Below are 14371 nucleotides of genomic sequence, written 5' to 3'. Positions count from 1 at the left end.
CATGATCTACACCGTCGCCGTGCGCGAGCTGTGTGAATTCACGGCCAAGCAGGGCGACCTGGACCTGCGTTTCACGCCGGCGCCCACCGCCGCCGAAGGCATTGCCGGCCACGCGCTGGTGGCCGGCCGGCGCGGCGAAGGCTACGAGGCCGAAGTCAGCCTGAGCGGCCAGTTCGAACAAGCCGGCGTGACGCTGCAGGTGCGCGGTCGCGCCGATGGCTTCGATGCCCGCCGCCAGCGCCTCGAAGAGATCAAGACCCACAAGACCCGGCTCGAACTGCAGCCCGATTCGCACCGCCAGTTGCACTGGGCGCAGCTCAAGGTCTACGGCTGGCTGCTGTGCGCGCAGCAAGGCCTGGCCGAGCTGGAGCTGGCCCTCGTCTACCTGCACATTGGCAGCCAGCAGGAAACCGTGCTGCTGCAGCGCTGCAGCGCCGCCGAGCTGCGCCAGCACTTCGAGCTGCACTGCCAGCGCTTCCTGCTGTGGGCCCAGGCCCAGCTGGCCCACCGCGCCGCGCGGGACGCTGCGCTGCAAAGCCTCAGCTTCCCATTCGGCGATTTCCGGCGCGGCCAGCGGCCTCTGGCCAAGGCCGTCTACCAAACGGCGACCGCCAGCGGCTGCCTGCTGGCGCAGGCGCCCACCGGCATTGGCAAGACGCTGGGCACGCTGTTTCCGCTGCTGAAGGCCGCGCCCACGCAGCAGCTGGACAAGGTGTTTTTCCTGGCCGCCAAGACCTCGGGCCGGGCGCTCGCACTGCAGGCGCTGCGCGCGCTGTCGCCAACAAAAGAGGCGCCTGAATCACCGCTGCTGCGCGTGCTGGAACTGGTCGCCCGCGACAAGGTCTGCGAACACCCCGGCCAGGCCTGCCACGGCGACGCCTGCCCGCTGGCCAAGGGCTTCTACGACCGGCTGCCCGCGGCGCGCGCTGCGGCTGTCGACCAAGCCGGCCTGCTGGACCAGGCCCGCGTGCGCAGCGTCGCGCAGCAGCATGCCGTCTGCCCCTACTACCTGAGCCAGGAGCTGGCGCGCTGGGCGGACGTGGTGGTGGGCGACTACAACTACTACTTCGACAGCAGCGCGCTGCTGCACCACCTCACGCAGGCCAACCAGTGGCGCGTGGCGCTGCTGGTGGACGAGGCGCACAACCTGGTCGAGCGCGGCCGCAAGATGTACACCGCCGAGCTGCAGCCGCTCACGCTGGCCCAGGCCCGCCGCTCGCCAGCCACCAAGGCCCGCGCGCCGCTGAAGCGCGCGCTGGACAAGCTGCGCCGCTGCTGGGCCGCGCTGGACACGCCAGAAGCCGAGGACTACCGCTGCCTGGCCACGCCACCCCAGCCGCTGCTGGACGCATTACAGCAGGCCACCAGCGTGCTCAATGATCACTTCGCCGAACACGCCGCCGAGTCCGACGCCGCACTGCAGTCCTTCTACTTCGAGGCCCTGCACTTCACCCGCCTGGCCGAAAGCATGGACAGCCACTCGCTGTTCGACCTGACCCGGCAGCATGGGGCAGCAGCACCGCGCGGCGGCCCCGTCAGCCTGCTGTGCCTGCGCAACCTGCTGCCCGCGCCCTTCCTGGCACCACGCTTCGCCGCCGCGCACTGCAGCACCCTCTTCTCCGCCACGCTGCAGCCCGCCCGCTACTACGGCGACTTGCTGGGCCTGCCGGAAGACCACCGCTTCATCGACGTCGAAGCCCCGTTCGAGGCCGCGCAGCTGCAGGTGCAGGTCGCGCACCACATCTCCACCCGCTACCCGCACCGCCAGTCCTCGCTGCAGCCCATCGCCTCGCTCATTGCCAGGCAATACGCCGAGCGCCCCGGCAACTACCTGGCCTTCTTCAGCAGCTACGACTACCTGCAGCAGGTGGCCGAACTGCTGGCCGAGCAGCAGCCGGAATTGCCGCAGTGGCGGCAGACCCGCCAGATGAGCGAAGGCGCGCAACACGAATTCCTCGCCCGCTTCACCGAAGCCGGCCAAGGCATCGGCTTTGCCGTGCTCGGCGGCGCGTTTTCAGAAGGCATCGACCTCCCCGGCCGCCGCCTCATCGGCGCCTTCGTCGCCACCCTCGGCCTGCCCCAGGTCAACCCGGTGAACGAACAATTTCGCCACCGCCTGCAAACCCTGTTCGGCGCCGGCTACGACTACGCCTACCTCTACCCCGGCCTGCAAAAAGTCGTGCAAGCCGCAGGCCGCGTGATCCGCACGCCCGAGGACCAGGGCGTGGTGCATTTGATTGATGACCGGTTTGCGCGGCGGGAGGTGCAGGCGTTGTTGCCGGGGTGGTGGTCGAGGTGATGTTGAAAGACGAACCCCGGGAAAGGTCCGAATTGCGGCGAGGCTGCCGACCGTGTCCCGAATTCACCGCATGGCAAGTCACAACCAGACGTCAATGCGCAACTGCATTCGGATACGTCGCGGCGCGCTTGCGACGGGCGAGATCCAATCAATGCGGATCGGATCACGATCCAGGTGATTGCTTCTAAAGTCATCGGCCGGCTGATCGTCGCCGAGCCCTTCTGGCCTGAACTCCAGGGCGGGCAGACTTCGAGCTGATCGCGATCCGGAATTAAGCGACTTATTACCATTGACTACGCCGCACGACAAACTACCGTTACAGTCGTAGCTATTTCTTGTCGCACAACAAGCAGCAATAAAAACAATGTTTGAAGAGGGACACAGATGCGAGCTGCCAGCCTAGCTAGGTTGTTAGCTACCGTGTGCCATCGCAGTCGAGCACGGTCTCGCCTTTGTGCGGCGGAACCGTCGGCACAGCGCGGCCCATCGCCAGCAGATGACGCGCTCCGAAATGCAAACCGGCCAGGTCCGAGCAGCGCCGCGCCATTCCACGGCCCTCACAAGACCTCGCAGCGCATCGAACCTCGTACTACAGGGCACTTGCCACGCCCGCGCACTGGCGGCGGTTGACATGCGCCTGGTATTCATACAATTTTTTGGCGAAATCGATCCGAGATTCTGGTTGCAATAGATTTATTTGGAAAGCAAGATGTTCGAATTCGGAGATAGCGACAGCAAGGCCGGTTTGGGATATTCCGATAACAAGGAAATTCCCATCAACTCGATCGCCGGCATTGACATCAAAAAGTTCCGCTCGATCGAGAACCAGACAATCGTTCTAGGCGACGTCATCACCGTCCTGTCCGGGCGGAACGGAACCATGAAGACCTCCTTGATGGGCCTGATCGCGCACCCCTTCTCCAGTGAGGCGGAAGACGTCTTCGGCAACAAGCTGAAGACCACGCTCAAAGAGGTTTTCAAGCTCTCTTCGACGTATGACACCGACAATTACGACTACGACCTGCTGCTCCAGACCGGTGGTTTGAAACTGCTGAGAGAGCCGGTTCAGATCTACTGGGTTGGTGACAAAACCAACCGTCACCGCGTCGTCGTCTCGGGCTCGGAAGGCGGTGACGGCAACTTCGTCTACAACACGTCGCTAATGAACATGACGCGTTTGCGTCCCATGGTTGCGACCTCGGCGAAGCCCGATGCGGCACCGAAACTCGCGCTCACCAAGGACGAAGCCAGAGGCCTCAAGGACTTCTACGAGACTGTCTTCCCTAGCAGCGATTACAACGAGTTCACGCCGGTACACCAGAAGCGTGTGAAGACAACCTTTGCGCCATCCGGCCAAGGTGCTAAGTACGACTGGCAGGGTATTTCGTCGGGTGAAGACAACCTGGGCGCCATCTACAACAGCCTGATCGGCTTCCAGCGAAGCCTCCAAAAGGGCCAGGTCACAGGCAATGGCGTCCTATGCATCGACGAATTTGAAAGCAGCCTGCATCCGGTTGCACAACTCCGTCTTTTCGATTACCTCTACAAGTGGGCACGCAACAATAAGGTCCAGGTCGTTATTGCCACACATTCGCTTTACTTGATCATGCACATCTATGCTGAGCATCAAGCGAATATGGATGCTAAGCGAATTGTAATGAACTTCCTGAGCAAGTCGTCTGCTCAGGGAGGCAACACTCCAATTTCTAAAAATCCACCCCTTACTCTCGCATATAAGGAACTGACGTTCCAGGATCCGCAGAAAGTCGTCGAAGCCCGAAAAGTCAAAGTTTTCTGCGAGGACGACTATGCAGTTCATTTTGCCAAACGCCTAATCAAGAAGCAGCACCTGTTACGCTTAGTCGAGTTTCATAGTTCTCTCGCCCCGGATGGAAGCAAGCCTGGCACCTCCTATACGGCATTAAGCAGTTTATGCCTGCAATTTCCCTTGCTGCTTGAAGGCGCTTTGGTGCTATTCGACGCCGACGTGCCAAAAACACAAATAGACAAGATAAAAAATAAGGCACTGTTCGCACAACTGCCGGATGCAAATCAACTTGCCATTGAGCGGAGAATCATTCTTCATATTATTAATATGAAGAATGACGATACGTTTTTTGTGAGGTTTAACAAGGAGCGAGACCGATTCCTCGATGAATTCAAGCAAGCTGGAATCAGGTCCCTCAGTCCGGAAGATGTGGCCAACGAGAAAGAAATCAACATCAAGCATTGCAAGCAGTGGGCAGATGACAATTCCGTCGAATTTAAGAAATATATCACCTACTATGCAGACCAACTTGACACTCGCAATATATTTGTCGCTGACTTCATGAAGAAGCTCAACGAGCTTGTGGTGAAGGCGGGGCTGCCGCCCGTGCAGGTTGATTGACAGTAAACCGCGCTTGCCAATTGCAGGGAGTGTTTCATGGCCAACCCCCCAGAATATACAAACGTCGACGGCGTTTCTCTGACGAAGCTGCACCTGGATCCTGAAAATCCTCGTTTCGATCCGATCGAGGACGAGGACCTCATCGTGGCGCAGTTGGTCGGCAGCGAGAAGGTGCTCGTCGTCGCAAAGGACATTGCAGAGAAAGGCGGCATCAGTCCGCTGGACCGAATCGGCGTGATCAGTATCAAAGACACACCAGGTCACTACATGGTCGTCGAGGGGAACCGCCGGACCTGCGCGTTGAAGCTGCTCCATGATCCCCGCAAGGCTCCCAACCCAAAGGTGAGGGAGGCTCTCGACACGATCCGCGCTTCGGCCACGGGGGCGATCACCAAGGTGCCCGTGGTCGTCTTCCGGGACCGTGAGGCCGCCAAGCCATGGCTGCAGCTGCGCCACCTCGGCGAGCAAGGGGGCCTCGGCACACGGCGCTGGACCACGGCCGCCCAGGCTCGCTTCGCCGGAGGCGCGTCGCCTGACAAGCTCGCCGTGGATGTGCTGGAGAGGGCACAGACCGCAGGATGGATCACCGAGGACCAGCGCAAGAAGATCCCAGTCACCACGCTGCGTCGCTACCTGGGCAATCCCGTCGTGCGAGCGGCCTTGGGCCTCGGCTCGCCAAGAGAGCTGATCTTCACGCACGACGCCGCTGAAGTGGATCGGGCCCTCAAGCACTTCGTGCTGGATGCGCTGCCCGATGCCAACGGGGACTCTAAAATTCACTCACGCTCAAACGCCGAGGAATGGCGCACCTACGGGCAGGCGCTTCATTCGAGTGGCGTCTCCCCTAGGACGCTCTTGCCATTGCCGGAACCGCCGCCTCCCGTTGCCGAAGCAGGCCCCAAGGGAGAGCGCAATCCCAAGAGCCCCGACAGCCGGAAATACATCATTTCGTCCTCATTCGTCGCCAAGCACAAAGACAAAAATCTTCAGCGAATCCTGAAGGAGCTGCGCAGCACCGCGCCGGATGATTTTCCGTTTGCAGTGAATTATCTGATCCGAGCTTCCATTGAACGGATCATGGTTTTATATGCCGTGGCGCACAGTTTTCACAAACCGAAGCAGCCTGACAATGTTTTGATACAGCTTTGCCAACAGCACCTCGAAAAAAGCGGCATTCCGGCCATCAAACTCAAAAACATGCGAGTCGCCGGGTCGAATCAGGATTCCGCATTCAGCTTAGACACTCTTGGCGCTGCCGTGCATGGCGCCCACCTGCCTACACGTAGGGGTCTGATCGCGGTTTGGGACAACTGGGAGTCGTGCCTGAAGCTGATGCTCGAAAGAATGTAAAAGCGCTGGCCAGACGATTCAAAATTGCCTATCCTTCGATCCAATGCCTACCACAGACACCCCTTTACGTTACCCCGGCGGTAAGACACAGCTATCGCCGCTGGTGAGCGATCTACTGCGAAGCAACGATTTGCTTCGCGGCGTTTATGCGGAGCCGTTTGCTGGCGGAGCTGGCGTGGCTTGGCGACTGCTGCTTTCCGGCCACGTCAGCGAAGTTTGGCTGAATGACATTGACCAAGGCATTCACAGCTTCTGGAAATCAACTTTAGAGAATTCTGACGACCTTTGCGAGCTGATCGAAAATACGCCGGTCACAATGGAGGAGTGGTACAAGCAACGCGCCATTCTTCAAGAATCAGATTCTACGTTGAAAATTGGTTTTGCCACGCTGTTTCTGAATCGAACAAACAGATCTGGCATTATCGGTGCGGGTGTGATTGGTGGAAAAAACCAAACTGGCAACTACAAGCTAGACTGCCGCTTCAACAAGCCGGAGCTAATTGGAAAGATTCGGCGCATCGCCAGTTATTCTGAAGTCGTTAAATTAACGCGAGACGACGCCAAAGCCTGTCTTGTACGGTGGTCTAAAGAATTGCCAATACGGTCATTGATCAACATTGATCCACCCTATTTTTCAAAGGGGCAGGATCTGTACACGAATTTCTACAATCCGCGCGACCACGAAGTATTGGCCGCCCAGATCCGCCGACTGAAGCGCCCCTGGATGCTGACCTACGACGACGCTCCCGAAATCGAGCAACTCTATGCGGGGCTACCGATGCACCGAAAGGGGCTCATCTACTACGCGCAAGTGAAACGCCGAGCCAGCGAACTGCTCGTGATTTCTCCCGACCTGAGCCCACCAGCCAGCTTAAAGGAGGCACCGCAGCTTGCTGCGTAGGCCTTAAGAAATGGGTGCGTGCGCCCCGCATTGCACCACACACGCCGCTGTAAAGCTATCCTGAGTCATCGACGGCAGCTGGGCCAGGGCAGTTTGCGCCCGACTTCTTCTTCGACAGCCGGGTGCCCGCGGGAATCGCATCAGGCCGCCCCTGACAGCTCGGTCATCTCGTGCCGCAACCCCTGCGCCTCAGCCGCAAGCAACTCCGCTTCAAGCCGCGCAAGCCTGGGCTTGCTCTTCCAGCGCGCGGGCCAGCAAGTCATGGATCTAGTCGGGGCTCGGCGAAGCGCCTTGCCTCGGCCACGGCGGAGCGGGTCAAAGACTCGGCGCCTGCCCATTCGCATTTCGCGGCCGCCACTTCGGCCTGCAGCAGCGCGCGTTCGACATGCCAGCGCGCGCTGCCGTTCGGGCCCCGGGTCGCGCACCTGGAAGAGCCCCAGCAGCGCTTCGGCCCGGGCCACATTGCCGGCGCGCAATTCGTGCTGCAGAAGGGACACGCCAGAGGCAACCGCGAAACCCGAGGCCCCAAAAAGCACGGGTGCTGACCACACAAGGCGGCAGCGCCCGCGGGTCGGTTGAGGACTTGGCTACATCACGTAAGGAGGTCCCTCTTGGACCAAGAGAATGAGGTCCAGGCGCTTGTTTCCTGCCTGATGGCAAAAGTCGCTCAGTCCTGCATGGCCTGCGCGACCAGCAAGGTGTCGGTGAACTGCTCGAAGCCGATGATCTTGCCGGCGGCCAGGCGCCACACATGGGTGACGCGTGCCCGCATCGACTTGCCGGTCTTGCGGTAGGTGCCCGAATAGCTGCCAACGCCCACCACCGGCTCGCCGCCATCGATGAGCTTCTCCAGCTCAAAGCGGTAGCCCTCCCACGCGCTGCCGAGCACGGTGAACACCTGGGCGATGACCTGGTCGGGGCCGATCCAGGTGCCGGCGCAGGGGAAGCCGGCCATCTCGGTCCAGGCGACATCGGGCGACACGTCGGCCATCATGCCGGCGATGTCCTGGCGGGCCGAAGCAGCATAGTGGTCGGCAACGATTTGCAGGTTCGCTTTCATGGACGCTCCAGGGTCAGAGGGCGCAGCCGTCGGCGTCGCAGGCGAAGTGGTGGCCGGCGGAATTGACGGTCGGCGGCGTCTGCTCGCGCAGCCAGTCCTGGAACGCCTGCGGCCGGCCCAGACGGCGCGAGGCGTCCACGCGGGTCATCACACCGCCGATGTCCAGCACGAAGCTGGGGAAGCCTTGCGTGCCGACCTGGGCCATCAGGCTGCGGGTCTCTTCGAAATGGGCTTGCACCGCGGCGCCGGTTTGCCGGTCCAGCGCGTCGGCGAACGGTGCGGGCGGCAGGCCGTTGGCACCGGCCACGTCGACCAGCACTGCACGGTCCGCAATGCGGCGACCCTCGACATAGTGCGCCACCTGCAGCGCGGCGAGCAGGTCCAGCCCGCGGCCGGCCAGGGCCTCGGCGGCCAGGATGGCGGCGGTGGGCGGCTCGGAATCGAACACCGCCGTGGTGTCGCGCAGCAGGCCGTTGGCATAGGCGTCGCCGAAGGGCCGGCCGCTCAACTGCGCGATCCTGGCGTCATGCGGCATCACGAAGCCACGCAGCTGCGGCGTCACGGGCTGGCGGCGCGCGCCGGCCATCATGCCGCCACCGTGCGCCTTCACATCGACAAGGTCGCGGGCCGCTTTCACCAGCGGCGCGGCACCGTAGCACCAGCCGCACAGCGGATCGTAGAAGTAATGCAAGGTGGCGGTCATGGGGCTGCTCATCACCACTGCATCTCGCCCTTGTTGACCTTGGCGCCGATGTCCAGCGCCATGCCCATGCCGGCCTGCGGGTAGGCCTTCTTCATGGCCTCGATCAGCTCGGCCCCGGTCTTGGCCTTCGCGGCTTCCGCATCGAAGCGCAGCAGGTAGTCGCGGGTGTAGCGGATGGCGCTGGCGTCAAGGGCGGTCCCCGGGGCCATGTGGCCGGGCACGACGGTGGTGGGCTTCAGCGCCTCCATTTCGTCCAGTTGCGCGAGCCAGGCCCTGCGCTCGCTGGGCTTTTGCGTGTCGGCCGTCCACACATGGAGGTTGCCGAAGACGGCGATGTTGCCGGCAACGGTCTTGATCGACGGAATCCACACATAGGGACGATGTGCCAGCTCGCCCGTGGTGCCGCGCACTTCGACGGTTTCGCCGTCGACGCTCAAGGTGGTGCCCTGCAGCAGTTCGGGCACGATGGGCTTCTGCGGCGCGTTGGCACCCATCTTGGGCGACCAGAAGGCCAGCTTGCCGGCCAGCTTGGCCTGGATCTTGTCGCGCACGGCCGGGGTGGTCAGCACCTGGGCCTGGGGGAAATAGGCCTTCAGCACTTCGGCGCCGAAGTAGAAATCCGGGTCGGCATTGCTGATGAAGATGGTCTTGAGCGTCTTGCCGCTGTCCAGCACATTGGCGGCCACGCGCAACGCGTCGGCGCGGGTGAAGCCGCTGTCGATCACCATCGCCTCGGTCTTGCCGCTGACCACCACCGCGTTGACGTTGAAGCTGTTGCCGTCGGCGTTGTAGACCTTCACGGTCAGCGGCGCGGCAGTTTGAGCAGCGACACCTGTGGCTGCGGCGGCAACGACACCCAGGGTCAGGGCGGGCAGGAAGAAACGGGTGAGTCCGCGGGAAAGGCTGCGGGGCTGGAACATGGTGCGATCTCCGTGAGTGGAAGCAAGGAACGGAATGGACTTTAGTTTTTGCGATATGGTTGATAAAGCCCATATCAATTGATTGTTTGTTGCCTGGATCGACGCAATGGATCGTTTGACCGCCGCTCGCGTGTTCGTGGAAGTGGCCGACCGCGGCAGCCTGACCCAGACGGCAGAGCATCTGGAGATGTCGGCGGCCATGGTCAGCCGCTACCTCTCGGCCGCCGAGGATTGGCTGGGCGCCCGCCTGCTGCACAGGACCACGCGCAAGGTCAGCCTGACCGATGCCGGGGCCGCCGCCCTGCCCTCCTGCCGGCAATTGCTGGAACTGGCGGACGAGGCCACGCACCTCGCCGCCGAGCGCGGCCGGGAGCCGGCGGGGGTGCTGCGTGTCACAAGTTCCAGCTCCTTTGCCGAGGCCGAGCTCACCGCCGCCCTGGTCGACTTTCAGCGCCAGCACGCGCAGGTGGAGATCGTGCTGTCGGTCAGCGACAAGGCCAGCGACCTGGTCGGGGAGCGGGTCGACCTGGCGGTGCGCATCACCAACACGCTGGACCCGGCGATGATCACGCGGCCGCTGGCGCTGTGCCGTTCGATGCTGTGCGCCTCACCTGCCTATCTGGCACAGCACGGCCAGCCGCACAGCGCAGAAGACCTGCGCCAGCATCGCTGCATCGCCCATGCCTTCGGCATCGGCAAGCAGTACCGCTTCACCCGAGGCAACGAGACGATCACGGTGCCGGTCAACTGGAGTTTTCATACCAACGAGACGGCGGTGCTGCGGCGGGCCGTGCTCAGCGGTGCCGGCATCGGCATGCTGCCGACCTACTACCTGGGCGACGAGCTGCGCACCGCTCGCCTGGTGCACCTGCTGCCGGACCACGAGCCCGGCGTGCTCGGCATCCATGCCATCTATCTGTCGCGCCAGCACCAGCCGCTGGCCCTGCGCCTGCTGGTGGACTTCTTGGCAGCCCGCTTTGCCGGTGAGCGCGCGCCCTGGGACCTGGCAATTGAGGAAGCTCAAAAGCCGGCTTGAGCGCAAGGATGGCGGCCCCGCGGCAGGTTCAAATCTTGATGAAGTTCGTCGCCGACAGGGCGCCGAAGGGCAGCTGTGACAAACGGCCGCCTGCTGCCAGCGAGCCGAGGTCCACAGGGAAGTAGCCGATCGCTTCCAGCACCTTGCGCACGGCAAGCTTGGCCTCCATGTCGTCGCCGGCATAGAACTGCACGCGCTGGCCGCCGGACACTTCGGGCTGCGCCAGCACGTTCACGTCCAGGTGATTCAGCGCCTTGACGACGCGGGCGCCGGGCACGTGTTCCTGGAAGACTTCGCTCGACGAGCGGCCGCCCAGGTCGATGGCCTTGATGCCATAGGCGGCCAGCGGATTGCTCGGGTCCTTGGCCTCGGGCGAGTTCGGATCGAGGAACTCGACAGGGTTGGTGCCGTCGATGACGATGCGCTTGTTCCAGGCAGGCAGACCCGTCAACGCGGTGCCCAGGTCGGTCCAGCGCACGGCGACGAGCACGATGTCGGCTGAGGCAGCTTCTGCCACCGTGCCGGCCGTGATGCTGGCGCCGAGTTCTGCCACCAGCGGGGCCAGTGAGGCCGGTCCGCGGCGGTTGGCGATGGTGGCTGCGATGCCCTTTTTCGCCAAGGCCCGAGCCACGTTGCTGCCAAGGCCGCCGGAGCCGATGATGCCGATGTTCATGATGTTGTCCTTCGTTGGTTGACTTCTGCTTCGCCGCGGGTCGCGAAGCCGTGATGCGATGGCAGAAGCATAGAAAAGCCATCTTTGATTGACTAGGCGGCACAATCGGATTGAACTCATCCAGAAATGCAATGAATTCGACCGCGCTTGACCTGAACGACGTCGCCGTCTTCGTGCAAGTGGTGCGCAGCGGCAGCTTTGCCGAGACCGCGCGGCGCCTGGGCATACCGCCCAATACCCTGAGCCGCCGGGTGCAGCAACTCGAAGCGCGGCTGGGCACGCGGCTGATGCAGCGGTCCACCCGCAAGCTGTCGCTGACGAACGCCGGCCAGGACTTCTACGACCGGTGCGCCAGCGCCGTGGAAACCCTGGGTGATGCGGGCCAGGCACTGATGTCTGGCAACGAGGTGCCCAGCGGGCTGGTGCGGGTCGCGGCGCCGGCCGAGTTCTTCGATTTCTTTCCAATGGCATGCCTGGCGGATTTCCTCGCCAAGCACCCACTGGTGCGCGTGGACTTCGTCCTCAGCGACGCGCGGGCCGACCTGATTGCAGACCGCATCGACGTCGCCATCCGGGGCGGGGTGCTGGAAGACTCGGGGCTCTTCGCGCGCCAGGTGCTGGACGCCGGGCTGGACGGCCTGGTGGCCAGCCCGGCCTACCTCGCAGCCAGGGGCGCACCCGCCACCTTGCAGGACTTGGCCAACCACGACTGCCTTGTCTTCGCGCACCCGAGCGGGCGTGCGACCTGGCGGCTCTCAGCGCGCGATGGCACTGACACCGAGGTGCAAGTGGCCGGCCGGTTCAGCGGCAACACATCGCAGGCCTTGCGCAAGGCGGCATTGGCCGGCCTGGGCATTGCGCTGCTGCCGGCGGCGATCACGCGCCGTGAACTGAGCGCCGGCAGCCTGTTGCCGGTGCTGCCGCAGTTCCATCGGAGGGGACACGGCGTGCACCTGGTCTATGCCAGTCGCCGCCACTTGCCTTCGGCCGTCTCCGCGTTCATCGAGCTGGTGGCCGACAAGTTCGGTGACCTGTCGGACACGGCCGCAAAGCCTTAAAAAAGCACGGGCGCTGGCTCACATGGAGGCAGCGCCCGCGGGTCGGTTGGGACCTGGCTACATCACGTAGGGAGATCCCTCTCGGACCAAGAGAATGAAGACATATCACCTCCTTTCGCAGCTTGCTGAAGCCCACAGGGTACCCCAACGCAGGGTTGCAGGCATGGCCGAAATCAATGCGGCCTGTGAGGTTTGCCGCGTGCAAACCCGTCTTTTGCAGAATGCACGGTCCACCCTACATTTCGCCAGGTGTTTCATCTGATCTGCGCAAACTGCTGCGCGCGTACCCGCCCATGGACGACACCGACCGCCAGCTGATTGCACTGCTGCGCGACAACGCCCGCCTGCCGGTCGTGGCCCTGGCCAAGAAGCTGCGCGTGGCGCGGGCCACGGTGCAGAACCGCATCGCCAGGCTGGAGGCCGACGGCACCATCGTCGGCTACACCGTGCGGCTGCGGCCCGAGGCCGAGGCGCACCGCATCCGCGCCATCATGAGCATCGAGATCGAAGGCCACCACGCCGAAGAAGTGCGACGCCAGCTGCGTGGCCACCCCAACGTGATCGCCCTGCACACCACCAATGGCCGCTGGGACCTGATGGCCGAGTTGCGCACCGACACGCTGGAGATGTTCGACAGCGTGCTCAACGCCATCCGCTCCATCGAGGGCATCTCCAGCACCGAGACCAGCATCCTGCTGTCCACGCACAAGCTCTGACAATAGCAAAGGCCCACGAAGGGTCGCTTGGCAGGGCGGGCTCAAAGCCGCTTTCCGGCGCCTTGATCAGCTTGGTTGTTGATGCCGCGGCACAAGGATGGGGCCACGCTACGCCTCATTCCCGTCAATGCGCTGCGCAGCGTTGTGAACGGGTTCTGTCACCCGGATGCACCATGCCTCAGATCACTTTTCGCCGGTCGGCGCCGCCCGCGGCAGCGCTTGCGCTGCTGCTTAGCGGTTGCGCGTCAATCCCCGATGTCGAGGTCACGTACTACCTGCCAAAGGCAAGCGTGACCTTGACGCTGCTGCAAACCCTGCAATGCAGCAAGGCAACACCGCCGCAGCTCATCGCTGGCTACAGCGTCACTTCGGCGGTCTCGTATGCGAGTGACCTGGCTCGCAGACAGCAGATCTCGCTACAAGACCTCGACGGGACCTATTCGGACATCGACCTGAAATTCGGTCTCACCGAAGACGGTCGGCTGACTGCGGTCAACACAACGGCGACGGGCCAAGGCGAAGCCATTGCACGCTCCGCCATCACCCTGCTTGGCTCTGTATTGCCATTGCTGGTGCCGGGTCCGCACCCGGCGCCTTCGCCCTCGCCGTCACCCAATGTCTGCGAGGTGCTCAAGAACTGGGCGAAGGCCGACACGCCCGCCTCCCTGACCTACGTGGCGACCATCGCCTTCGCGAATGGCATGCCCACCGTGCCGCCGCAGTTCTTGCCGATGGGCGGCAGCGACGTGCTCGCAGAAAGCCTTCGCACGGCCGGCGGCGTGCCAATGGCGCGAATCAGCGTCGGCGCACCGGAGGCCGTGCAAGCGCCAGCGTCAACCTCCGCTTCTGCGCCGCGTCGTGCAGGCGTGCTCGTGGCGACGCGCACAGCGCCCGTCACGCTTCAAATCGATCTGCCGCCCAGCACTTCGGCGTCGAAGCCCGTACCGATATGGTCAGGCACCGTGGTGATTCCCCTTGCGGGCGAGATCCCGTTGCCAATCGGCCACGGTGCGGCGTTTGGCCAACAAACGTTCGAACTCGCGTTGGCTGAGTCGGGCGCCATCAAGACGCTGCGCTACGCGAAGAGCACCGGCATCGGCTCGGCCCTGAATGCTGCAAACGCCGCGCTCATTCCGTTCCAGCCCCCATCCCTTTCCGACCAAACCGCTGCCATCAACGCGCAGGCCGATCTGCTCGCCGCCCAGCAGCGACTCGTGAAGTGCAAGGCCGACCCGACAAGCTGCTGATCGCACGCGCGCAGCAGCA

The 14371-nt window shown here is 63.1% G+C and carries 12 protein-coding genes; 8 read left to right on the top strand and 4 right to left on the bottom strand.

Features of this window, described 5'->3' with window-relative positions; genetic code table 11:
* Position 1 precedes the first annotated feature (1 nt).
* From AC3WR5_RS12220 to AC3WR5_RS12205, 4 genes are all read left to right on the top strand, one after another.
* Positions 2-2299: an ATP-dependent DNA helicase gene (locus AC3WR5_RS12220; RefSeq protein WP_492484722.1), complete on the top strand. Its 2298-nt coding sequence runs from the start codon at positions 2-4 to the stop codon at positions 2297-2299.
* 709 nt (positions 2300-3008) lie between these two features.
* Positions 3009-4688 carry an AAA family ATPase gene (locus AC3WR5_RS12215; RefSeq protein ID WP_492484720.1) on the top strand — a complete coding sequence of 560 codons (1680 nt, stop codon included), beginning with the start codon at positions 3009-3011 and terminating at the stop codon, positions 4686-4688.
* Positions 4689-4724: 36 nt separating this feature from the next.
* Entirely contained in the window at positions 4725-6038 is a 1314-nt protein-coding gene (locus tag AC3WR5_RS12210) for a hypothetical protein (protein ID WP_492484718.1), read from the top strand.
* A gap of 43 nt (positions 6039-6081) precedes the next feature.
* Positions 6082-6939, top strand: a complete 858-nt coding sequence (locus AC3WR5_RS12205; protein WP_492484716.1) for a DNA adenine methylase — start codon at positions 6082-6084, stop codon at positions 6937-6939.
* A gap of 667 nt (positions 6940-7606) precedes the next feature.
* Here the strand turns inward: AC3WR5_RS12205 and AC3WR5_RS12200 are convergent.
* The 3 genes from AC3WR5_RS12200 to AC3WR5_RS12190 are packed head-to-tail and all read right to left on the bottom strand — an operon-like array spanning position 7607 to position 9622.
* Positions 7607-7999: a nuclear transport factor 2 family protein gene (locus AC3WR5_RS12200; RefSeq protein WP_492484714.1), complete on the bottom strand. Its 393-nt coding sequence runs from the start codon at positions 7997-7999 to the stop codon at positions 7607-7609.
* A 13-nt stretch (positions 8000-8012) separates the two neighbouring features.
* Positions 8013-8702: a DsbA family protein gene (locus AC3WR5_RS12195; RefSeq protein WP_492484712.1), complete on the bottom strand. Its 690-nt coding sequence runs from the start codon at positions 8700-8702 to the stop codon at positions 8013-8015.
* A gap of 11 nt (positions 8703-8713) precedes the next feature.
* Positions 8714-9622, bottom strand: a complete 909-nt coding sequence (locus AC3WR5_RS12190; RefSeq protein WP_492484711.1) for an MBL fold metallo-hydrolase — start codon at positions 9620-9622, stop codon at positions 8714-8716.
* A gap of 106 nt (positions 9623-9728) precedes the next feature.
* Here AC3WR5_RS12190 and AC3WR5_RS12185 point away from each other — a divergent pair, with 106 nt between their 5' ends.
* Complete coding sequence (locus tag AC3WR5_RS12185; protein ID WP_492484709.1) at positions 9729-10658, top strand: LysR family transcriptional regulator; 930 nt, start codon at positions 9729-9731, stop codon at positions 10656-10658.
* 28 nt (positions 10659-10686) lie between these two features.
* Here the strand turns inward: AC3WR5_RS12185 and AC3WR5_RS12180 are convergent, their stop codons facing one another.
* Positions 10687-11331, bottom strand: coding sequence for an NADPH-dependent F420 reductase (locus AC3WR5_RS12180; protein WP_492484707.1), 645 nt, complete (start codon positions 11329-11331; stop codon positions 10687-10689).
* Between the two features lie 131 nt (positions 11332-11462).
* On the opposite strand from AC3WR5_RS12180, the gene AC3WR5_RS12175 reads away from it, so the two are divergent.
* From AC3WR5_RS12175 to AC3WR5_RS12165, 3 genes are all read left to right on the top strand, one after another.
* Positions 11463-12389, top strand: coding sequence for a LysR family transcriptional regulator (locus tag AC3WR5_RS12175; RefSeq protein WP_492484705.1), 927 nt, complete (start codon positions 11463-11465; stop codon positions 12387-12389).
* Between the two features lie 293 nt (positions 12390-12682).
* Positions 12683-13105: an Lrp/AsnC family transcriptional regulator gene (locus AC3WR5_RS12170; RefSeq protein WP_141288077.1), complete on the top strand. Its 423-nt coding sequence runs from the start codon at positions 12683-12685 to the stop codon at positions 13103-13105.
* Between the two features lie 173 nt (positions 13106-13278).
* A complete protein-coding gene (locus AC3WR5_RS12165; protein WP_492484703.1) occupies positions 13279-14352 on the top strand; it encodes a hypothetical protein in 1074 nt (357 codons plus the stop codon).
* Positions 14353-14371: the final 19 nt, after the last annotated feature.

Source organism: Ideonella sp. FW305-24 (assembly GCF_058788035.1).
The sequence above is the reverse complement of the archived record's forward strand: the minus strand, read 5'-3'. Positions and strand labels throughout refer to the sequence as shown.